This is a genomic window from Streptomyces sp. NBC_01237 (genome assembly GCF_035917275.1).
Taxonomy (GTDB): Bacteria; Actinomycetota; Actinomycetes; order Streptomycetales; family Streptomycetaceae; genus Streptomyces.
This window is the reverse complement of record NZ_CP108508.1, coordinates 2822361-2843867: the sequence shown is the minus strand read 5'-3', so window position 1 is coordinate 2843867 and position 21507 is coordinate 2822361. Positions and strand designations below refer to the sequence as shown.

General features: G+C 70.7%; 19 protein-coding genes. 11 read left to right on the top strand and 8 right to left on the bottom strand.

Going from position 1 to position 21507, the window contains the following annotated elements; genetic code table 11:
- Positions 1–45: 45 nt before the first annotated feature.
- A complete protein-coding gene (locus OG251_RS12595) occupies positions 46–1482 on the bottom strand; it encodes an amino acid permease (protein WP_326677241.1) in 1437 nt (478 codons plus the stop codon).
- A gap of 334 nt (positions 1483–1816) precedes the next feature.
- Between OG251_RS12595 and OG251_RS12590 the strand changes: the two genes are divergently transcribed.
- Entirely contained in the window at positions 1817–2410 is a 594-nt protein-coding gene (locus tag OG251_RS12590) for a biotin transporter BioY (protein ID WP_266806937.1), read from the top strand.
- Here OG251_RS12590 and OG251_RS12585 read toward each other — a convergent pair.
- Together OG251_RS12585 and OG251_RS12580 are read right to left on the bottom strand one after the other, a co-directional pair.
- On the bottom strand, positions 2391–3683 hold the full coding sequence (locus tag OG251_RS12585) for an FAD-binding oxidoreductase (RefSeq protein ID WP_326677240.1): 1293 nt from the start codon (positions 3681–3683) through the stop codon (positions 2391–2393). The two genes, OG251_RS12590 and OG251_RS12585, sit on opposite strands and share 20 nt — an antisense overlap.
- Before the next feature lie 94 nt (positions 3684–3777).
- Entirely contained in the window at positions 3778–5223 is a 1446-nt protein-coding gene (locus OG251_RS12580) for an amino acid permease (RefSeq protein WP_326677239.1), read from the bottom strand.
- Positions 5224–5446: 223 nt separating this feature from the next.
- On the opposite strand from OG251_RS12580, the gene OG251_RS12575 reads away from it, so the two are divergent.
- Both OG251_RS12575 and OG251_RS12570 read left to right on the top strand, forming a co-directional pair.
- Positions 5447–5935 carry a ribose-5-phosphate isomerase gene (locus tag OG251_RS12575; protein WP_326677238.1) on the top strand — a complete coding sequence of 163 codons (489 nt, stop codon included), beginning with the start codon at positions 5447–5449 and terminating at the stop codon, positions 5933–5935.
- Between the two features lie 99 nt (positions 5936–6034).
- A complete protein-coding gene (locus tag OG251_RS12570; protein ID WP_326677237.1) occupies positions 6035–6847 on the top strand; it encodes an Fpg/Nei family DNA glycosylase in 813 nt (270 codons plus the stop codon).
- A 109-nt stretch (positions 6848–6956) separates the two neighbouring features.
- Here OG251_RS12570 and OG251_RS12565 read toward each other — a convergent pair whose 3' ends face one another.
- On the bottom strand, positions 6957–8189 hold the full coding sequence (locus OG251_RS12565) for a GNAT family N-acetyltransferase (protein ID WP_326677236.1): 1233 nt from the start codon (positions 8187–8189) through the stop codon (positions 6957–6959).
- Positions 8190–8294: 105 nt separating this feature from the next.
- Here OG251_RS12565 and OG251_RS12560 point away from each other — a divergent pair, with 105 nt between their 5' ends.
- Positions 8295–9440: a PP2C family protein-serine/threonine phosphatase gene (locus tag OG251_RS12560; RefSeq protein WP_326677235.1), complete on the top strand. Its 1146-nt coding sequence runs from the start codon at positions 8295–8297 to the stop codon at positions 9438–9440.
- A 124-nt stretch (positions 9441–9564) separates the two neighbouring features.
- Here OG251_RS12560 and OG251_RS12555 read toward each other — a convergent pair whose 3' ends face one another.
- Positions 9565–10779, bottom strand: a complete 1215-nt coding sequence (locus OG251_RS12555; protein WP_326681241.1) for a cation:proton antiporter — start codon at positions 10777–10779, stop codon at positions 9565–9567.
- Positions 10780–11132: 353 nt separating this feature from the next.
- On the opposite strand from OG251_RS12555, the gene OG251_RS12550 reads away from it, so the two are divergent.
- The 3 genes from OG251_RS12550 to OG251_RS12540 are packed head-to-tail and all read left to right on the top strand — an operon-like array spanning position 11133 to position 14990.
- Positions 11133–11999 (top strand): ABC transporter ATP-binding protein, encoded by an 867-nt coding sequence (locus tag OG251_RS12550; protein ID WP_326677234.1) that lies wholly within the window; start codon positions 11133–11135, stop codon positions 11997–11999.
- Complete coding sequence (locus OG251_RS12545) at positions 11999–14461, top strand: ABC transporter permease (RefSeq protein WP_326677233.1); 2463 nt, start codon at positions 11999–12001, stop codon at positions 14459–14461. Before OG251_RS12550 ends, OG251_RS12545 begins: the two co-directional genes overlap by 1 nt.
- A 28-nt stretch (positions 14462–14489) precedes the next feature.
- Positions 14490–14990: an HD domain-containing protein gene (locus tag OG251_RS12540; RefSeq protein ID WP_326677232.1), complete on the top strand. Its 501-nt coding sequence runs from the start codon at positions 14490–14492 to the stop codon at positions 14988–14990.
- Between the two features lie 115 nt (positions 14991–15105).
- Here the strand turns inward: OG251_RS12540 and OG251_RS12535 are convergent, their stop codons facing one another.
- Positions 15106–16272 (bottom strand): acyltransferase family protein, encoded by a 1167-nt coding sequence (locus tag OG251_RS12535; protein WP_326677230.1) that lies wholly within the window; start codon positions 16270–16272, stop codon positions 15106–15108.
- Between the two features lie 522 nt (positions 16273–16794).
- Between OG251_RS12535 and OG251_RS12530 the strand changes: the two genes are divergently transcribed.
- On the top strand, positions 16795–16989 hold the full coding sequence (locus OG251_RS12530) for a hypothetical protein (RefSeq protein ID WP_073723181.1): 195 nt from the start codon (positions 16795–16797) through the stop codon (positions 16987–16989).
- 1044 nt (positions 16990–18033) lie between these two features.
- Here OG251_RS12530 and OG251_RS12525 read toward each other — a convergent pair.
- Together OG251_RS12525 and OG251_RS12520 are read right to left on the bottom strand one after the other, a co-directional pair.
- A complete protein-coding gene (locus OG251_RS12525) occupies positions 18034–18546 on the bottom strand; it encodes a GNAT family N-acetyltransferase (RefSeq protein WP_326677229.1) in 513 nt (170 codons plus the stop codon).
- Positions 18547–18570: 24 nt separating this feature from the next.
- Positions 18571–19344: a GntR family transcriptional regulator gene (locus OG251_RS12520; RefSeq protein WP_326677228.1), complete on the bottom strand. Its 774-nt coding sequence runs from the start codon at positions 19342–19344 to the stop codon at positions 18571–18573.
- Between the two features lie 157 nt (positions 19345–19501).
- On the opposite strand from OG251_RS12520, the gene OG251_RS12515 reads away from it, so the two are divergent.
- From OG251_RS12515 to repSA, 3 genes are all read left to right on the top strand, one after another.
- Positions 19502–19834 carry a hypothetical protein gene (locus tag OG251_RS12515; protein ID WP_326677227.1) on the top strand — a complete coding sequence of 111 codons (333 nt, stop codon included), beginning with the start codon at positions 19502–19504 and terminating at the stop codon, positions 19832–19834.
- Entirely contained in the window at positions 19834–20079 is a 246-nt protein-coding gene (locus OG251_RS12510; protein ID WP_326677226.1) for a hypothetical protein, read from the top strand. The genes OG251_RS12515 and OG251_RS12510 overlap by 1 nt, the downstream gene beginning before the upstream one ends.
- Positions 20080–20141: 62 nt before the next feature.
- Positions 20142–21506 carry a replication initiator protein RepSA gene (gene repSA, locus OG251_RS12505; protein WP_326681240.1) on the top strand — a complete coding sequence of 455 codons (1365 nt, stop codon included), beginning with the start codon at positions 20142–20144 and terminating at the stop codon, positions 21504–21506.
- Position 21507: the final 1 nt, after the last annotated feature.

The window sequence follows — 21507 nt, the reverse complement described above, 5'->3', positions numbered from 1 at the left end:
CTGTCCGCTATACGGTCACGAGGCTCACACAAGGTGCGCACGTGCCTACTCCCGAGTAGCTCCCGGCCGGGTGCGGAACTCCCGCACCACCGAGACCAACAGCACCAGCGCCGTCGCCCCGGCCGACCACAGCACCTGCGGGCGGGCCGCGTCATCGCTCAGCATCAGCAGCAGCACCCCGAACAGACCGGCCAGCGTCAGCCAGGTCAGATACGGGAAACACCACATCCGCAGGGTCAGCGCCTCCGGTGCCTCGCGCTCGATCCGGGCACGCAGCCGCAACTGCGAGGCGGCGATCAGGGCCCAGACGAACAGCAGCACCGCGCCGACCGAGTTGAGCAGGTAGAGGAAGACCGTGTCCGGCCACCGCAGATTGAGCAGGACGGAGACGAAGCCGAAGGCCACCGACGCGAGCACCGCCCGCCGCGGCACACCGCCTCCGCCCCCTGCCCCGCCGCCGCGCCCCCGCCCGCCGCCCGACACCTTCAGCAGCCCGCGCGGCGCCTCGCCGCGCTCGGCCAGCGAGAAGATCATCCGCGAGGAGCCGTACAGATTGGCGTTGAGCGCGGAGAGCAGTGCCACGAACACCACGATGTTCATGATCTGCCCGGCGGACGGCACCCCGATGGAGTCCAGCACCTTCACATAGGGGCTGAGCCCGGCCTGCTGCGCGGTCCACGGCAGCACGGTCACGATGACCAGCATCGAACCGACGTAGAAGAAGAGGATGCGCACCACCGCGCTGCGCACGGCGCGCCCCACCGCCCGCGCCGGGTCGTCGGTCTCGGCCGCCGCGATGGTGACGACCTCCAGGCCGCCGAAGGCGAAGACCACGGTCAGTACGCCGGAGACCACCCCGTCCCAGCCGTTCGGCAGGAACCCGCCCTGCCCGGTGAGGTTGGTCATCCCGACCGGATCGGTGTCCGGGAGCAGACCGAAGACCGCCAGCAGCCCCAGCACCAGGAACGCCACGATCGCGCCGACCTTGAGCGCGGCGAACCAGAACTCGAACTCCCCGAAGTTCTTCACGGCGGTCAGGTTGGCCACGGTGAACACCACCATGAAGACCAGCACCCAGGCCCACGGTTCCATCCCCGGCACCCAGCCATGGGCGATCTGCGCGGCGGCCGTCGCCTCCACGGCGAGCACCACCACCAGCAGGAACCAGTAGAGCCAGCCGGCGCTGAACCCGGCCCAGCGGCCGAGCGCCCGCTCCGCGTGCACGGAGAACGAGCCGGAGGCCGGCATGGCGGCCGACATCTCGCCGAGCATCCGCATCACCAGCATCGCGAGCGCCCCCGCGATCAGGTACGAGACGACGATGGCCGGGCCCGCCACCGCGATCCCGGCGCCCGACCCGACGAACAGCCCGGCCCCGATCACCCCGCCCAGGCCGAGCATCGTCAGATGCCGCTGCTTCAGACCGTGGGAGAGCGGCTCGGCCGGTACGGGGGAGTGCGTGGGGGGAGGCACGTCGTGCATGGGGTGCGGGTCACTCTCGGCTCATTTATGGGGAACCTACAGTCTCACGCCGCGAGCCCCCGTCCGGCAGGAGGCGCCCGCTCCACCCCAGGCTCAGTGACCAGCGTCACGCCCGCGGATGATTGCGGGCCGGTCTTTGTGTGAACCCCACCATGCCCTCCGTCACCGCTTTGTGGGCGGCTGACGGTGATCGAGCGTTAACCCGTGGGCTAACGTCAACTCCAGTCTGTCTCCACCCGGCTGTCCCACCCGGCTGTTCCCACCGGATGTCCCCAGCCCGCCTGCACCCACGGTGCTCGCGCCCACCCTGCCTGCCCTCACCCGCGGAGTCCCGATGAGCACTGCAGTCGCACCCGTCCGTTCCGGAGCGGTCCTCGCCGACCTGCTGCCCGCAGCCCGGCACCGTTACGCCGTCGACACGGCCCTGGTCATGGGCGGCGCCGCCCTCACCGGCATCGCGGCCCAGATCGCCGTCCCGGTCCCCGGCTCCCCGGTCCCCGTCACCGGCCAGACCTTCGCCGCTCTCCTCATCGGCACCGCGCTGGGCGCCCGCCGCGGCTTCCTCTCGCTCGCCCTGTACGCGCTCGTCGGCATGGCCGGCATGCCGTGGTTCTCCGAGGGCTCCTCCGGTGCGGGCGGCGCCTCGTTCGGCTATGTGCTCGGCATGCTGCTCGCCGCCACCGTGGTCGGCTCTCTCGCCCGTCGCGGCGGCGACCGCTCCGTGCTGCGCACCGCGGGCACGATGGCGGTCGGCTCCGCGGTCATCTACGCGGTCGGCGTGCCGTACCTCGCGTTCTCCACCGGGATGTCGATGGGCGCGGCCGTCGCGGCCGGCCTGGTGCCGTTCCTGATCGGCGACGCCCTCAAGGCGGCGCTGGCCATGGGCGCGCTGCCCGCGTCCTGGAAGCTCATCGGGCGCCGCGGCTGATGCCGTAGGGCCCTCGCAGGAGGCTCGCCGGATCGTACTGGGAGACCAGACCGGCGAGCCTTTCGCGTGTCCGGGGGTCGTGGAAGCCCTCGGTGCGGTCGCCGCCGCCGAAGGAGAAGTTCAGCGACCGGCCCAGGACGTCCGGTGCCAGCACCCCGGACACCCGCGCGTACAGGTCCCGTACCGCCGCCACGTCCGTACCGTCCAGCGGGGACAGCAGCCGCAGCAGGTAGCCCGCCTCCCGGTACGGCACCGCGCTGTCCACCCCGGGCCGCTCGGCCAGCGCCCCGCCCAGGTGGTTGAGCTGGACCACCGTCATCATCGGCGCCTTCGGCCCGGTCAGCTCCAGCACCCGCGCCGCCCGCCCCGCGTCCGCCTCCCCGAGCAGCGCGCTGTCGCCGTAGTAGGCGTGCGGGAACGGCGGGTCGCTGTGAATGGTGTGGCTGTCGGTGTACGGCATCTCCCGCAGCGAATCCGCGAGCGCGGGCCCGATCGCGCGCAGCGGCGCGACCAGCCGCTCGCCCTCCGCCGTACCGCCCGTGAACGCCACCCGCACCGAGACCACGTACCGTCCCCGCAGCGCGCCGGGCAGCTGCGGGGCGTCGGGGTACTGGATCGCCGCGAGCGAGGAGCTGAGGGTCCGCGGAACGGTCCGGGTCCACTCCAGGTACCGGCCCAGGACCTCGTCGGCCCCCACCCCGTCGAAGGCGACCGAGCCGCCGTACAGCCGCTCCACCGCCACCAGGCCGATCTCCATGCCCGTCACCACCCCCAGGCGGTGCCCGCCGCCGCGCAGGCCCCAGAACAGCTCGGGCTCGCTGTCCGCGGTGACCCGGCGTGCCACAGCGTCGGCGGTCACCACGTCGAGGGAGCGCACATGGTCGGCGGCGTACCCGAACTCCCGGGCCAGCAGGCCCAGCCCGCCGCCGAGCGTGTAGGAGACGGCGCCCACCGACGGGGCCGAGCCGTTCAGCGGGGCGAGCCCGTGCGGTGCGGCTGCCGCGATCACCTGCCCCCAGGTGGCGCCCGCTCCGACCAGGGCGGTGCGGCGCTGCGGATCGATCCGTACGGAGTCCATCCGGCGGGTGCTGATCAGTACGCCGCCCTCGACGGGGCCGGGCAGCCCGTGCCCGGTGGCGTGGACCGCGATCCGCAGCCCGCGCCCGGCGGCGTGGGCCACGGCGGCGCGCACGTCATCGGCGCCGGTGGCCTCGACGACCCGGTCGGGACGGATCGGGAAGCCGGTCTGGAAGGTGTCAGGTGCGTACGTCATGAGGGGAGGCTCTCCATTCGCCCGCGACGCACCCGGTGGGCGTCGCGGGGGAGAGCCTCCCCGGTAAACCTGACATCGGCCGTCAGGTATCGGTTCACTTGTCGGCGGTGACCCCGGCGGCCCTGCGGCCGCGCGCCTCACGTACCAGCGAGATCGTCACCACGAGTGCCGCGACCAGCAGCGAGAGCAGTACCTGCTCGCGTCCGGCGTCGTCGGTCAGCATGTAGACCAGGACGAAGGAGATCATCGCGATCGTCGCCCAGGTCAGATACGGGAACAGCCACATCCGTACGACGAGCTTCTCCGGGGACTCGCGCAGGATGATCCCGCGCATCCGCAGCTGGGTGAAGCAGATGACCAGCCAGACGAACAGGGCGACGGCGCCCGAGGAGTTCAGCAGGAACTGGAAGACGGTGTCGGGCCACTGGTAGTTGAAGAACACCGCGACGAAGCCGAACACCACGGAGGACAGGATCGCCGCCTGCGGCACCCCGCGCTTGTTCACCCGGGCGAAGGCCCTCGGCGCGTCCCCCCGGCCGCCGAGGGAGAACGCCATGCGGGAGGCCGTGTAGAGGCCGGAGTTCAGACAGGACAGCACGGCCGTCAGCACGATGACATCCATGACCTGGCCCGCGTGCGGGATGCCGATGGAGTTGAGGGCGGCGACGTACGAACCCTCCTTGAGGATCGACGGGTCGTTCCACGGCAGCAGGGTCAGGACGACGAAGATCGAGCCCAGGTAGAAGACCGCGATCCGCCAGATCACGCTGTTGGTCGCCTTGGACACGGCACGCTGCGGGTCCTCGGACTCACCGGCCGCCAGGGTCACGATCTCACTGCCCATGAAGGAGAAGACGACCATCAGCACACCGGTGAGGATGGCGCCCGGCCCCTCGGGGAAGAACCCTCCGCTGTCGGTGAGATGCGCGAGCCCGGATCCCGGGTTGTCCGAGCCCGGCAGCAGTCCGAAGACGGCGAGCAGACCGACGACCACGAAGGCGCCGATCGCCACGACCTTGATCCCGGCGAACCAGAACTCGAACTCCCCGTACGAACCGACCGAGACCAGGTTCGTCGCGGTGAGCACGATCATCACGATCAGCGCCCAGGCCCACTGCGGCACGCCCGGGATCCAGCCCTCCAGGATCTTGGCACCGGCCGTCGCCTCGACGGCCAGCACCACGACCCAGAAGAACCAGTACAGCCAGCCGATGGAGAAGCCCGCCCAGCGGCCGAGCGCCTGGTCGGCATAGGCGGAGAAGGAGCCTGAGCTCGGCCGGGCGGCGGCCATCTCGCCCAGCATCCGCATCACGAACACGACCATCAGGCCGACGAGCGCGTAGGAGAGGAGGATGGCCGGACCCGCGGCGGCGATGCCCGCGCCGGATCCCACGAAGAGGCCCGCACCGATCACACCGCCGATCGCGATCATCGAGAGGTGGCGGTTCTTCAGACCGGCCTGGAGCCCGTCCGGGGAGACCGGCTTTTCCGGCTCACCGGGCTCCTCGCCCGACTTCGCCAGCGTCGTCTGCGACGTCATGGAACGGATCCTTACGTTTACGGTCACGCGGGTCGGCTCCGGCTCCGCGTGGTGGTGCGGAGACAGGGCCACGCATTCAAGCCCGGCATCTGGTTGAAACGGAACCCCCCATTCCGAATCGTTGACCGGATCGTTGCCCGAGTGGTGTTGCCCACACGGACGCCGTGGAGGGTCCCGACCCCGCTGACGGCTACCCCGCGATGTTCGTGCCACACTTCGGCACATGCGCGTGTACCTCGGATCGGACCATGCCGGTTACGAACTCAAGAACCACCTCGTCGAGTGGCTCCAGGCCCACGGCCACGAGGCCGTCGACTGCGGCCCCCACATCTATGACGCCCAGGACGACTACCCGCCGTTCTGCCTGCGCGCCGCCGAGCGGACGGCCGCGGACCCGGAGAGCCTGGGCATCGTGATCGGCGGCTCGGGCAACGGCGAGCAGATCGCCGCCAACAAGGTCAAGGGCGTCCGCGCCGCACTGGCCTGGAGCGAGCAGACCGCCGCGCTCGGCCGCGAGCACAACAACGCCAATGTGGTCGCCATCGGCGGCCGGATGCACACGGTGGAGGAGTCCACCAAGTTCGTCGAGATCTTCCTCGCCACGCCGTACTCGAACGAGGAGCGTCACACGCGCCGCATCGAGATGCTGTCGGCGTACGAGGCGACGGGCGAGCTCCCCCCGATCCCGGCCCACCACCCGCAGCAGGGCTGAGCAGCCCGCACCGCTTCACCGTGCCGCCGGGCCCGCCCGGCGGCACGGTCATGCCATCACCACCGCACCGTCACCACCGCACCGCACAGGGAGCCGGCCGTGCCCGAGGGACACACCATCCACCGCCTCGCCGCGGACCACCGGGACAGATTCGCCGGGCGGCCGGTACGGGTGAGCAGCCCGCAGGGCAAGTTCGCCGACAGCGCGGCCCTGCTCGACGGCCGGGTGCTGGACGCGGTGGACGCCCACGGCAAGCACCTCTTCCTCGGCTTCGGGGACACCGGCTGGGTCCACATCCACCTCGGCCTGTTCGGCAAGCTCGGCTTCGGTACGGCCCCGGCGCCGCCGCCCACCGACACGGTGCGGCTGCGTCTGGCGAACGGGGAGCACCACGCCGATCTGCGCGGGCCCACCACCTGCGCCCTGATCACCGAGCCGGAGAAGCGCGCGATACACGACCGCCTGGGCCCGGACCCCCTGCGCACCGACGAGAGGGGCGAACGGGCCTGGTCGCGGATCTCCCGCAGCCGGATCACCGTCGCGGCCCTCCTGATGGACCAGAAGGTCATCGCGGGCGTCGGCAACGTCTACCGCGCCGAGGTCCTGTTCCGGCACGGCATCGACCCGTACCGCCCCGGCAAGGACCTCACCCGCCACGAGTGGGACGCGATCTGGGCCGATCTGGTGATGCTGATGCGCGAGGGCGTACGGAACAACCGGATCGACACGGTCCGCCCCGAGCACATGCCCGAGGCGATGGGGCGCGCGCCCCGCGTGGACGACCACGGCGGCGAGGTCTACGTGTACCGGCGCACTCACCAGCCCTGCCACATCTGTCACACCGAGATCCGCACGGCCCCGCTGGCGGCCCGCAACCTCTTCTGGTGCCCCACCTGCCAGCCGCCGGGCTGAGCCCGCCCGGCCGCTCGGCCGAACCCGCCGGGCCGCTCGGGCCCGGCAGGCTCAGAACCGGCGGCCTCGGAAGCCGCGGCTCAGAACCGGCGGCCTCGGAGGCCGCGGCTCAGAACCCGTGCGGCAGCCACGGCTCCACGTCCCAGGAGAACGCCGCCCCGGCCTCGGCCAGCGCTCCCGTGCGCAGTTCCCGCACCCGCCCGGCCGCCGCCAGCGAGGCGAGCGACACCCCGCCGAGATACGCCGACCCCAGCTCCCGTACCGAGAGCTCCAGATCCGCGTCGTCCTCCGTCCGCCGGCACGAGGCCACGCCCTTCGCGTCCGCGGTGAGCCGCCAACGCCCCGTGTTCCAGGGGCAGAACGCGTCCTCGACCTCCAGCACCACATCCACCGGCGCCCGGTAGGTCCGCGCCTCCAGGGCCGCACCCACCTCCACCAGCCGGACGTACAGCCCGTCCTGCATGCGCACATCGCAGCGCCGGACATCGGAGACGAGATGCAGGAGCGCGTCGTCCGCCGGCCGGTTGCCGCACTCGACCGTCGACATCAGGTCGATGTCGAAGAGGAACTGCCACAGCGAGGCGTACGAGGCGGGATCGAGCGCCCCGAGATCCCGCAGCGACACCGTGCCGGCGGGCTTGGTCAGGTTCCACTCGGGCTTGGTGTGGAAGGTGGCGTACCCGACGACCTCCCCGTCCCGCTCCGCGAGCACACACTGCAGCGGGGAGGCGCCCGACCGCTCCCGCTCGGGGTCGAGCACCGCCGTACGGTCCCAGTTCGGCCTGCGCACGGGGGTCCCCGGGCGCCCCGGCGCCAGCCGCGCGTACACCGCCTCGCAGGCGGCCAGGGCCTCCACCGGATCCGCGTACCGCAGCCGGACCCCGTCCGAACCGGCCGGCCGGGCGAGCCGCACGCGGTCGGTGTCGATGTCCAGGTGCATCTCCCGGGTGGCGGCTCCGTAGCCGAAGCGTCCGTAGATCGCCGGTTCCGAGGCCGTCAGCACGGCCAGCGGCTCACCCCAGGAGCGGACGTCGTCGAGCTGGCGCCGCATCATCCCGGTGAGCGCCCCGCGTCTGCGGTGCGTCGCGGCGACGCTCACCATGGTCACCCCGGCGGCGGGCACGGCGGCCCCGCCCGGCACGGTCAGCCGGAAGCTGTACGCCCCCGTCGTTCCCACGCATTCGGCGCCGTCCCACAGCCCGAGGAACCGCTCGTACTCGGCGAGGGCGAGCCAGAGCTCCCGTGCCTCCGGAGGGCTGGGCACCGCGCCGAAGCCACGCTCCAGGCAGGTGATCCAGTTGTCCCATTCGGAGGGCCGGAGAACCCGGAGTTCTGTTGTCATATGCCATCCCTACCAGGGCGTCGGCGAGCAAGCGACCCGTTTTCGAACACATTGTCACCGGGGTCCCCCTGCACCGGAGGCGGCCGGGTGGATAAAGTCCCCGCAATGGACCGTCGCGGAGGAGTGGACGCGTACCCGGCCCGCTGGCGGAAGTCGGCGCACCGGGCGCGCATCGCGCTGCGCAAATCCGGGGTCGACTACTTCCGTGGTGACGGCTCCGACTGGATCGCCCTCATCGGCCTGTTGCTGACCGTCCCGGCCATCACCTGCGCCACGGTGCTGAACCCCGTGTGGTGCCCCCCGGCCGCCCTCGTCCTGCCGATCGTGGCGGGCGGTCTGCTGCTGCGGCCCGCCAGCCTGCTGGGCCTGTACGCGACGGCGGCCGTCGCCCTGATCGTGGAGGCCCTCACGCTCGGCCCGTACGCGGACGGCCCGGCCCGGGTCACCCCGGGCACCGTCCTGGTGGTCGCGGCCTGCGGGTTCTTCGGCCTGGTCCTCGCGCAGTTCCGGGCCCGCGTCGGGGTCCCGTGGCGACGCGGCGGCACCATGCTCTTCGACCTGCGCGAACGCATCCGGGTGCAGAGCGCCCTGCCCCGGCTGCCGCAGGGCTGGCACCGGGAGATGGCGCTGCGCCCCGCGGGCGGCCAGTCCTTCTCCGGCGACTTCGTCGTCGCGGCCCGGACCAACGGCGGGCGCACCCTGGAGGCCGTACTGACCGATGTCTCCGGCAAGGGCATGGACGCGGGTTCCCGCGCCCTGCTGCTGTCCGGCGCCTTCGGCGGGCTCCTCGGCTCGCTGCCCCCGCACGGCTTCCTTCCCGCGGCCAACGGCTATCTGCTCCGCCAGGACTGGGACGAGGGCTTCGCGACCTCGATCCATCTGGTCCTGGACCTGGAGTCGGGCGACTACGAGATCCTCTCGGCAGGTCATCCGCCCGCCCTCCAGCTGCACGCGGGCAGCGGTCACTGGGAGGAGAAGTCCGGTGAGGGACCGCTGCTCGGGGTCTACGACGGGGCGCAGTTCGACGCGGTGAAGGGCCGACTGGCGCCCGGGGACGTGCTGATGCTGTTCACGGACGGCCTGGTGGAGGCGTCCGACCGGGACATGGCCGAGGGCATCGACCGGCTGACCGGTGAGGCCGACCGCTATGTCACCACCGGCTTCGAGGGCGCGGCCTGGCACCTGATCGAGGCCTGCGCGAAGGACGTCAACGACGACCGCGCGCTGCTGTTGCTGTCCCGCCGCGCCTGAGCCGCGCACCGACGCCCCCGCCGATCCGCGAACCATGCGCAAACCGGCGATATCGCTCGGACGTCAACGCGGGGGTGCCCCGTCACCGAAAGGTGCGGAGCCGGGGCGCCCCCGCGCCGCCGCCTCAGGCCGTCACCGGAATCTTCCCCGGATTCGGATCCCCGTTCCCGTCTCCGCCGCCGTCACCGTCTCCGCCCTTCGTCCGGCCGCCGGGCAGAATCCGGGCGAGCCAGTGCGAGCGTCCGGCCGCCAGCGGTGCGAGGACGGCGAGGACGAGCACATAGCCCGCGATGAACGGGGAGAGCCGTTCGTCCAGACCGGCGCCCGCCGCCATCGTGGCCAGGATCAGCGCGAACTCGCCGCGGGCCAGCAGGGTGGTGGAGATGTTCGCCGTGGCCTGCGGCCCGAAGGTGTACACCTTGGCCGCGGCGAGCCCCGCGAACACGTTCATCGCCATGGTCACCGCGACGGCCGCGAGCACCGGCCACACCACGCTGGGCAGGTCGCCCGGATCGATGGAGAGGCCGAAGGCGAAGAAGAAGATCGCTCCGAAGGCGTCCCGCAGCGGGTGGACCAGCTTGAGGATGCGGCCGCCCGAGGTCGTACTGCCGAGCATCAGGCCGACCATGAAGGCGCCGATCGCGTCGGCCACACCGAACCACTCGGAGACCCCGGCGACGAAGACCGCGGCACCGAGGAAGGAGATGACGAGGAGTTCGTCGTCCTTGGTGTTGATCAGCTTGGAGATGACCTTGGTGCCGAAGCGGGCCGCCAGGGCGAGCAGCAGCAGGAAGCCGAACGCCTTTCCGCCGTCGACGACCGCGGCGGAGAGGCTGTCCGCACCGGACAGGATCGGCTGGAGAGCGGCCAGGTACAGGGCGAGGAAGACGTCCTCGACGACGATGATGCCGAGGATCGGCTTGGTCTCCGGATTGCCGATGCGCCCGAGGTCGACCAGGACCTTGGTGACGATGGCCGACGACGAGATGCCGAGGACCCCGGCCAGGACCAGCGCCTCCGAGGTGCCCCAGCCCAGCGCGAAGCCGAAGCCGAGCCCCGCGCCGACGTTCAGCGCGAGATAGGCCCCACCGGCGAGCGCCATCCTGCGCCCGCCCGTCTTGAGGTCGTCGAGGTGGAATTCGAGTCCCAGATAGAAGAGCAGCAGCACGAGGCCGAGTGCGGAGAGCATCTCCAGCTCGTGCGGGTCGGCGACGAGAACGATGCCGGGGGTGTGCGGGCCGAGCAGGATTCCGGCCAGGATGAACAGGGGGATGGTCGGCAGTCCGATACGGCCGCCGACCCGGGCGAGGACGGCGGCGGCCAGGAAGGCGCCGCCCATGGCGATGAGCGTGTCTGCGTGTCCGATGAGCTTGGTCCTTCGGTAGGTCAAGGGGGCGTCAAGAAATCGTCAGTAATTAGTTTACCGAACGATTGACGTCGCAACTATGCCCCCCGTGGGATCCGCCCGGGAACCCCTGCCGGTTCCGCCCCCGGGACCCCGTGCGAACCGTCCGGGACCCGCGTGCGAACTGTCCCGGGCCCGCGTGCGAACCGTCCGGGGCCCCTGTCGAATCCGTCGGGGGTGGGGCAATCCCCACCCCTGATCCACCAGTAGCCGCCATGGCCCGGGACACCCCGTGATCCGTACGTTCGAGGTATCGATCAAGCAGGGCGACGGAAGGACGGAACACCATGGGGCTGCGACGCACGAGGCGCACCGCGCAGAGCTCGCGGGACGCGCAGAGCTCGCAGGCCGCACGGGACCCGCGGGGCGCCCACGGGCAGCACGCTCACGCCGACGCGGCCGTCGAACTGCGGGGCGTCCAGCGGCGGTACGGCCGCGGCTCCGCCACCGTCCACGCCCTGCGCGGCATCGACCTGACACTCTCGCGCGGCAGCTTCACCGCCGTGATGGGCCCCTCCGGATCGGGGAAGTCGACCTTCCTCCAGTGCGCGGCCGGACTCGACCGGCCGACCGAGGGGTCCGTACGCCTCGGTGGCACCGAGATCACCGGCATGAGCGAGAACAAGCTCACCGAGCTGCGCCGCAGCCGACTCGGCTTCGTCTTCCAGGCGTTCAACCTGCTGCCGTCCCTGACGGTCGAACAGAACATCATCCTGCCCATGCGGCTGGCCGGCCGGGGCACCGGCTCCGCCGCCCGCCGCAGCGCCGCCGACATGCTCACCAGGGTCGGCCTCGCCGGCAAGGGCGACCGCCGCCCCGGCCAGCTCTCCGGCGGCCAGCAGCAACGCGTCGCCATCGCCCGCGCCCTGGTCACCGCACCCGATGTGATCTTCGCCGACGAACCGACCGGCGCCCTCGACACCACCACCGCCGTCGAGATCCTCGGCCTGCTCCGGCACGCCGTGGACAGCCTCGGCGCGACCGTCGTCATGGTCACCCACGACCCGGCGGCCGCCGCCTGGGCCGACCGGGTGCTCTTCCTCGCCGACGGGGAGATCGCGGACAGCCTGCCGCACGCCACCGCCGAGCGGATCGCCGCCCGGATGACCGCGCTCACCGCCCCCGCCCACGCATACGCGGGAGCGGCAGCCTGATGTTCACCCCGCACCTCCCGAACGGCCTGGCCCGCGCGGCGGTCCGCTTCCGGCCCTCCTCGTTCGTCGGGACCTTCGTCGCGCTGCTGATGGCCGCCGCGATCGTCTCCGCCTGCGGCATCCTGCTCCAGACCGGCCTCACCGCCTCCGTCCCCGCCGACCGGTACGCGAAGGCACCCGTGCTCGTCGCCGCCGACCAGCAGGCCAGTGTGACCTCCGGCCGCGGCGACGAGGCGTACGAATCGACCGCCGTACTCCCGGACACCGCACGGCTGCCCGAATCCCTCGTGAAGAAGGCCGCGGCCGTGCCTGGCGCGGCCGCCGCGATCGGGGACCGCACCTTCCCCGTGCAGCAGCACCGGACCCCCCTCACCGCCCACGGCTGGGGCTCCACCGCCTTCACCGGCACGGAGTTGGTCACCGGTGAGGCGCCGAGGACCGGTGAGGTCGTCATCGGCAGCGGCATCGACGGCCGGGTCGGCGACACCCTCACCCTGGACACCCCGGCGGGCCCCCACGAGTTCCGCGTATCGGGCACCACCGCCACCGACGCCACCCTCTGGTTCACCGACCGGCAGGCGGGCACCGTCTCCGGCCACCCCGGCCGGGTCGACGCCATCGCCGTACTCGCCGCCCCCGGCACCACCGCCCGTACCCTCGCCGCCCAGGTCGGCCGGGCCATGGGCACCGAGCACGCCGCCCAGGTCCACACCGGCGACGACCGGGGCGGCGTCGAGGACCCCGGCCTCGCGAGCGCCGAGGAACTCCTCGTCGGACTCGGCGGCTCCTTCGGCGGCATCGCCGCCATGGTCGCCGTCTTCACCGCCGCCGGTACGGTCGCGCTCTCCGTCGGCCAGCGCGGCCGCGAGTTCGCCCTGCTGCGCGCGATCGGAGCCACCCCGCGCCAGCTGCGCCGCACCATCGCCACCGAATCCCTGCTCGTCGCCCCGCTCGCCGGAGCACTCGGCACACTGCCCGGAATCGCCCTGGCGAACTGGTGGTTCGGCCGGCTGAAGGACAAGGGGGCGATCCCCGACGCGGTACGGCTCGACATCGGGTGGCTGCCGCTGGGCGTCGCCGTCGCCGCCACGGTGCTCACCGCGCTGCTCGCCGGATACCTGGCCGCCCGCCGTCCCGCGAAGACCAAGCCCGGCCTGGCCCTCGCCCGGACCGCGGTGGAGGGCTCCCCGTTCGGCCGGATCCGTACGCCGCTGGGTTTCATCGCCCTCGCCGGCGGTGGCGTCTTCGCGGGCATCGCCGCCTCCCAAACCGGCGAGGACGCCGCCAACGCCGCACTCGGCGTGGTCATGCTCTTCATGATGGCCGTCGCCCTGCTCGGCCCGGTGATCGCCCGCGTCTGCGCGAGCGTCCTCGGCCTCCCACTGCGCGCCGCGGGCGCCTCCGGGGCACTGGCCGCGGCCAACTCCCGTACGAACGCCCGCCGGCTGGCCTCCGCGATCACCCCGATCGTGCTCGCCATGGCCTTCTCCTCGACCCTCGTCTTCATGCACACGAGCGAGAACCGGGCCGTCGAGCACCAGCAGCGCGACGGCATCACCGCCGATCACATCGTCTCCGACCCGGCGGGACTGGCCTCCGACGCCACCGCCCGCGCCGCCGCGACCCCCGGGGTCTCCACCGCGGTCGGCCTGGTCCGCAGTTCCGTCCTGGTGCCCAGCGGAGGCTCCTCCGAGAGGTACCTGGCCACCGCATCCGCCCAGGGGGTCATCGGTTCGCCCGCCGACCTCGGACGGGTCCAGGACCTCGATGTCCGTACCGGCACGCTCGACGCCCTGCGCCCCGGCACGATCGCCATCGACACCACCCTCGCGGCGTCGGCGAAGGTCACCACCGGCGACCGGCTCGCGCTGCACCTTCCGGACGGCACCAAGGCGTCCCCGAAGGTGGTCGCCGTCTACGGCCGCGGCCTCGGCATCTCGCTCGTCACGCTGCCCGCGGCCGACCTCAAGGGCCATGTGACCTCGCCGTACGCCTCGGACGTCCTGGTCCGCGCCACCCCGGCCGCGGCCGGGGCACTCGGCGCACTGGGCACCGTCACCGACTCCTCCGGCTACGCCGCCACCCAGAACCAGCAGCGGGAACTCAGCGCCTGGGCCAACACGGTCATGGCAGCGGTCCTCGGCGGTTTCGCCGCGGTCGCCGCCGTCAACACGCTGGTCATGACGGTCCTGGACCGCCGCCGCGAACTGACCGTGCTCCGTCTGGTCGGCTCCACCCGGCGTCAGGTCATGGGCATGATCCGCTGGGAGGCCCTGCTGGTCACGGGTGCGGGCATCGCCCTCGGCACGGGCATCGCCCTGGCCACGCTCGTCCCGATGATGAAGGGCCTGACGGGCGAAGCCCCGTACATCCCGCCGATGCTGTACGGCTCGTTCGCCGCGGTGACGGTGCTCCTGGGGCTCGGGGCGACCGCCATACCCGCTCGGGCGGCCCTGCGCTGAGCCGCCGTCCGCCCGTACAGTCGGGGCCGTGCCCACCCCGTATCTGACCCTGGCCGAGATCGAGGCGATCGCCCGCACGGCCCACGCGACCCAGAAGGACAAGGCGGGACGCCCGTACACCGAACACCTCGCGGCGGTCGCCGAGGGGGTACGGGTCCGGGGCGGCAACGACGAACAGATCGCCGCCGCCTGGCTCCACGACGCGATCGAGGACGACGCGCTCACGGCCGGCTGGCTGGCCGGGGCGGCACTGCCGCAACAGGTCAAGGACATGGTCCTCGCCGTCACCAAACGGGCCGGCGAGGACCTGTCCGCGTACACCGGACGGATCCTCGCCACCCCCGGCGCCCTGCTGATCAAGGAGTCGGACCTGGCCCACAACGCCGACCCGGCCCGCCTCGCGGTCCTGGAACCGGCGACCCGTACCCGGCTGACAGCGAAATATGCGCAGGTACGCGGCCTGTTGGGTCTCACGGGGGCCGAATCGCCCACCGACCAACGGGATCAAGCCAACCCGGCGGCGCACTGACAGCCGCAGCGGCGGACCCGTACCGGCACAGCCGTACGGACTGCCGCACCGCGACAGACGCGTACGGGCCCTGCCGGACAGTCCGGCAGGGCCCGTACGCGTCTGTCGCGGAGGTTCAGCGCTCAGCGGCGTTCCGCCGGAACGCCCATGTCATGTCCGGCTCCGTGGCGAACCGCAGCGCTCGGCGCACCGGCGGAGTGCACAGGAGCGTCACCGCTCCGGCGGCGACGACCGAGACGACGATCAGCCCGACCGGATCGGCGAGCCACTCGTAGCGGTCGAAGAGACCGGCGTATCCGGCGCCCTTGATGAGGAAGCCGTGCAGCAGATAGCCGCAGATGGTCCCGGCACCCAGCACCGTGAACCACATGCGGCGGCGCGGCACCCAGGCCAGGAATCCGGCGGTCAGCACCAGCGCGCACCCGAACATCGCCAGTGACATCACCGCGCCGGACCACCACGGGGCGTCCAGTTCCTGCGCGCTGTTGCTGCGGTAGAACCAGCCGAGCTGCATACGGGGGGCGGCCCAGTAGGCGAACAGCAGGGCCCCCGCGAACAGCGGCAGGGACAGCAGCCGCGCCTCGCGCCGCCTGACCAGGTCGAAGTGCTCGGGCTTCATGATCAGGCCCAGCACGAAGAACGGCAGGAACTGCAGGACCCGCTGGAGATCGAGGTCGTCGCCGATGTCCGGCGACACGGAGGCGAGCACGGCGATCGCGAGCGCGACCGGCAGCGGATGGCGCAGCGTGCGCCAGATCGGTGTGGTGACCCGCCAGACGAAGAGGGCGACCAGGAACCAGGTCAGGAACAGCGGATCGAGCAGGCTGACCGGTTCGTCGGGCGAGCCGCCCGCGTACCGCTTGAACAGCGCGTACGCGGTCTCGAACAGGACGTACGGCACGGCCACACCGGTGACCAGGCGCTTCACCTTGGCGGGCGTCATGTCGAAGGAGCGGGAGAAATAGCCGGAGATAAGGATGAAGGCCGGCATGTGGAACGTATATACGACGAGATACAGGGCCCGGGTGGCGCGGCTGCCGTCCATCACCGGTTCCCAGGCGTGCGCCACCGCGACGAGCACGATGGCCAGATACTTCACATTGTCGAAGTAGGGGTCACGTTTCTTGGCCGGTGAGGACGCCGACGCGGTGCCCGGCGGGGTGACCGGCACCGGGGCGGGGGGAGTCCTGGTGGCCGTCATGGTCTGCTCGTGTCTGGGCTCCGACTCCCGGGGCGCTGGGGGGAGCGGGGCCCTCTGAAATACGCTCGGAGCTTGGAACATCTAAGGCACCTTAGACCCGTCGATTGTCATTCGTAAAACGGCCACGAGATATTGCGTGTTCCCGCCCATTCGAAAGTGAAACCACCAAACACCGACCGTTATGACACGATTGATCCTGCTTAAATAGGGCATATCGGCGGCCAGTTGGGCCAAGTGAATTACGTCGCATGTCGCGCCCGTAAAAGCCTGTGAACGAACTGTGGGGATACGGAAACGATCACTGTGATTCATATTCGGCCCCGTGTCCTCGGCGGCGTACGCACAGTTCACCCACAGCCCGCGCACAGCTGCCGGTGAAGCCCCGTCAGCGCGGCCCGAACCGGCTCCCGCCGCGCCCCGACTCGCCCCGCGGCGACCCGTGTTCATCGGATCCCGGCCGCGAGGATGGCGGAATCCGGTCAGGTTGATTCATCAGGCGGCAGCAACCACAGGGGAGTTGGTGGCACGATGGAGGCAACGGGGCGCGCTCTGGTGTGCGCTTCCGGGCCGGCAAGGCGGACCGACCGAGGGTGTGAATCAGACGTGGCTATTTCACTGTCTATGGTGCTGCTGTTCGCGGTCATCCTGGTGGTGCTGATCCGTGGTGGATCCATCAAGGCCGGGCCCGCGATCGTGGCAGTGCTGTTCGGATTCTTCCTGGCATCGACCGGCATGGCGCCGTCGATCAACAGGTTCATGAACTCGATAGCGGACACCATCAACCAGATCAGCTTCTGACCCGCGACCCGTTCCGCGCCCCGCACCGGGGGCGCGCACGGGGCACGCGGCACCCTCGCGGCACGCAAAAGGCCCGGTTCGGCGATCGGATCGCCGGACCGGGCCCACGCATGGAGCGGGCGACGGGAATCGAACCCGCGTAGCTAGTTTGGAAGACCCCGTATGCGCATGGGCCCTGGCCAGCGAACTCGCTGACCTGGTACTTCGTTGCTCGTGTCCCGAGCTTCCCCGTGGCGCCCCGCTGGTTCCCTCTGGAACGGGCACGCGGCGGGCACGCCTACATCAGTTTGGCGATCAGGGGCGTGAGTGCTGTGACGATGCTGGCCACAGCCGCGATCAGGGATGACGTGCCCGCGAGGTCGTAGGCCCGTCGCTTGTTGTGTCGATCGACAGGGCTGGGGTAGGGTGTGCTCTGGAACCTATGGCGTACGCAATAGGTTTCGGGTGACTGCTCCTCATCTGACATGAGGCTCCTTCGCTCTCACGCCGTGGGGCACGCGTTCTCTTGCCGGAGAGTGCCCGCACGGCCATTTTGGGTTTCAAGTGGGATTGAGCCTAGCGCACTTGGGGATGTCAATGCTCCGCATGTCCGGCGCTTCCTTAACCCACCACTCACCCCAGCTCCCATCCCGTCCGCCTCCGACCCACACACCGTGGAGCGGTCGCGGTTCAGGGCGTCAAGGTGGAGCGCGCCACTGTACGAACGACCTTGACGCCCTGGGCCGTGACTGCTCGGCTCTGCCTGGGTCGGAGGTGGTCGGGATGGGAGCCCACGACGCTCGCCACGTTCCGGCCGGCACTCGCGAACGGCGCCCCCACCATCCCGGTGTCTTTGCGCCCCCGCCGGAGGCATCGTCTTGAAGCCGCGGACTTGGTTCTCGTCTCATGCCCTCGGGCCTACACAGCGGGCGCGCGTCGGCGGCGGCAGCGCCGAGCGGGCCGGAGGCAGGAGCGCGGGCGCAGCCAGAGCCGGGAAGCGCGCCCGGCGGAGCGGAGCGCAGCCGGGTGCCTTGATGAGGTAGAGAAACCTGTAACCCCTGGGAGCTAGCTGGCGGGCCAGACGTAGCACTTGGCGGGGATCTGCTGACCGGCTCCGTATTGGTGAGTGGCTTCGCCGATGAAGTGCCAGCCCAAGCGTTCGTAGAGGCGGATGGCTGACGTGTCCTTGTCCATCACGTCGAGCACTAGGTGGAGGCCGTGCACCTTCGCGTAGTCCATGGCGGCGCGCATGAGGCTTTCGCCAACGGCGTTCTTCCGGGCGCTCTGGACGACGAAGAGCCGAGCCAGGACACCGATGTGCGTTTCGTCCTCGCCGATCTGCCTTCGCCAAAGCGTGACGGCCTTCTCCCCTTGCGCCCTCATGACTGCGACGTGCCCCACGATCTTGTGGTCCACCTCTCCCACCCATGCCTGCACAACCTCCGGCGGCGTGATCCAGGCTTCAGGCTGTGCCACCCCTTCCACCGGATATCCATCCGTCGCATGCACCTCCATCAGGGCAGCAGCAGCCCCGGCGACGTCGGCGTCTTGGATGGGGCGAACAACGGTGTCGACCATGGGTCCTCCAGCAAGGTGGGTGGGCTACGTAACGGGAAGCTCGTAGAGCAGGCCGGTTTGATCGGCGCGGTGCACGTAGCGGGACACCTCGAAGGGCTCTGAGTTCTGGTCCAGGCTGGTGTGCAGGACTTCGAGCACGGGTACCCCCGGCAACAGGTCAAGAAGCTCCGCCTCTTCAGGCGTGGGCATGCGAGCGCTGATCTCGTCTCGAACGCGCGTCATGACGTGCCCCAACTCCTCCAGGCGGCCGTAGATCCCATTGGGCCCGGACTTCGCTTGCATCAGGAGGGTTCCTTCCGCCTCTTCCCACCGGACATAGGTGGAGACGATCTGGACCGGTTCGTCATCCGCGAAGTAGTGGTTCTCGCGATGAACGACGCTCTCGCTGTCGCCAGGAACCTGGAGTCGCTCTGCCACGTCGCGGGGCGGAACCTCACGAGTGATGCTCAGAACGTCGATGCGCGGAGTTTTCCCTTGACGCTTGGCCTCCAGTCGAAATGGCGTCAGGCCCGTCTCACGGTTAGCGAGCGAGTACCGGTCACTCCCAAAACGGAACAAACGCTGAGGCTCGCGAACAAAGACGCCTCGCCCATGCTTCGCCGTCACTAGCCCCTGCTCGGCCAGGAGGCGGATGGCCTCTCGCGCGGTATTGCGCGCAGCACCGTACTCCTCGGCCAAGGTTCGCTCCGAGGGGAGTCTGTGCCCCGCCGCCAGCTCGCCGCGCTCGATCGCAGCACGAAGAGTGTCGGCGATTCGCCTGCTAGCTGGCTGTTGAGGGGAACGGTCGGATGCGGTCATATCCCGAGCATACCAACTGGCTTAAGCCAGTGTCTTGACCCGCGTGCACCGAGCGTGCTCAACTGGCTTAAGCCAGTAACTGGCTCAAGCCAGTGGGAGCGGCGTTCCTACCGCCAAGCAGACACGCCGCTCCCCATCCCCTGAGGGAGCTTCCATCATGACTGCTTCTGCTGTGTTTGTGCGTCGTTCGGCGTTGGGTCGGGCCTGCCCGGCGTGCGCGGAATCGCGTTGCGCCGATCCGGCTGAGTGCCTGTACTTCCTGACTTCTCGCCCGTGGGCGGACTGCTCGGAGTGCGCCGGGTCCGGCTGGGCGGGTGATGACGACTACCTGTCGGTGTTCTGCTGGGTCTGCAACGGTTCCGGGCTGGAGGAGCACACCGCCCGCTCCATCGTGCACGCCACCGTCAGCGCCCGGCCTCGCGCCCGTCTCCTCGCCCACATCGAGCGCCTGACCGTCGAGGTCTCCGACTCCGTGGCGGTGGCCGCGTAATGGGACTCTTCGGTCGGAAGAACAACGACGAGAACAGCGACGACGCGATCGACCGCCAGGAAATGGAGTGGGAGCGCTTCAAGCAACTGCGCCGTGACGAGCGGGCGGCCAGGAACTTCCACCTCTATCACGAGACCCCGCGCCTCGACTCGTACGAGAAGGGCGGTGACCGGAAGAGCAAGCAGAAGGCTTCCGGTCCCGCGTGCCCCTCGGCGACCACTCCCAAGCGGCGGCGGCTCTGGTGACCGTCTTCCCTGTCGCCCCGGCCGAGGTCGCCCCCGTGGCTGCCTCGGTCGGGGTTGCCCCCATGACCCTGGCCGACCTCCTGCGTGTCGCCAACGCCCCCGGCTTCGACCGGTGGCAGGAACAGGTACGCCGTACCGGTGGCTGCTCGGACCCGATCCACCTGGAGGGCATGACCACCACCCGCGACGCGAAGTCCGGGCAGGTGCTCTACTCCTACAGCACCCAGGGCGAACCCGGTGGACGGCTGCGGGTGGCCTGCGGGAACCGCCGTGCCTCCCGGTGCCCCTCCTGCGCCTGGACCTACGCCGGAGACACCTTCCACCTGATCCGCGCCGGACTCACCGGCGACACCAGCAAGGGCACCCCGGTCACGGTGCGCACGCACCCCAAGGTGTTCGCGACGCTGACGGCCCCGTCGTTCGGCCCGGTCCACAACCGGCCCGCCAAGGGCGTCTGCCGCTGCGGCACCGACCACCCGGAGGGCTCCCCGCTGCTGGGCTCGGCGCTGAACCCGTCCACGTACGACTACGCCGGGGCGGTGCTGTGGAACAACCACGCCGGGGACCTCTGGCGCAGGTTCACCATCTACCTCCGCCGCGAGATCGCCCACCGCGCAGGACTCTCACAGAAAGCCGCGGCCGAGACCTGCCGGGTCTCCTTCGGGAAGGTCGCAGAGTTCCAGAAGCGCGGCGCCGTCCACTTCCACGCGATCGTGCGTCTCGACGGCCCCGACGGTCCCGACACCGCTCCGCCGTCCTGGGCGGGCGTGGCCCTGCTGTCGGATGCGATCCAGGCCGCGGCTGCCCGTGTGAGTGTGCCCGTCCCGCCCTCGGGCGACCAACCGGCCCGGACCCTGCGATGGGGTGCGCAGGTGGATGTGCGGCCGATCGGCGCGGACAGCGCGAACGATGACCTGACCGAACAGGCCGTGGCCGCGTACGTCGCGAAGTACGCCACCAAGGCAGCCGAGACCACCGGAACCGTCGACCGCCGCATCGGAGAACTCGCCGAACTCGACAAGCTCACGGACCTGCCCGGCCACGCCCGGCGCCTGATCGAAGCGTGCTTCGACCTGGACGACGCCTACCCCGAACGCAAGCTCTGGCAGTGGGCCCACATGCTCGGCTTCCGCGGCCACTTCTCCACCAAATCCCGCCGCTACTCCACCACCCTCGGAGCACTCCGCCAGGTCCGCGCCGACTTCCGCGCCCGACAGGAACGCCACGAACGGGGCCTGCCCGACCCCGACGACTCTCCGGAGGGCTCCACACTCACCCTCGCCCACTGGGCCTACGCCGGACACGGCCACACACCCGGCGAATCTTGGCTCGCCGCCACCATCGCCCGCGACATCCACACCAACCGCGAAACCGCCAGAGAAGCACGCACCGAACTCGAAGCACTCGACACAACGGGGGAGTGGTGAG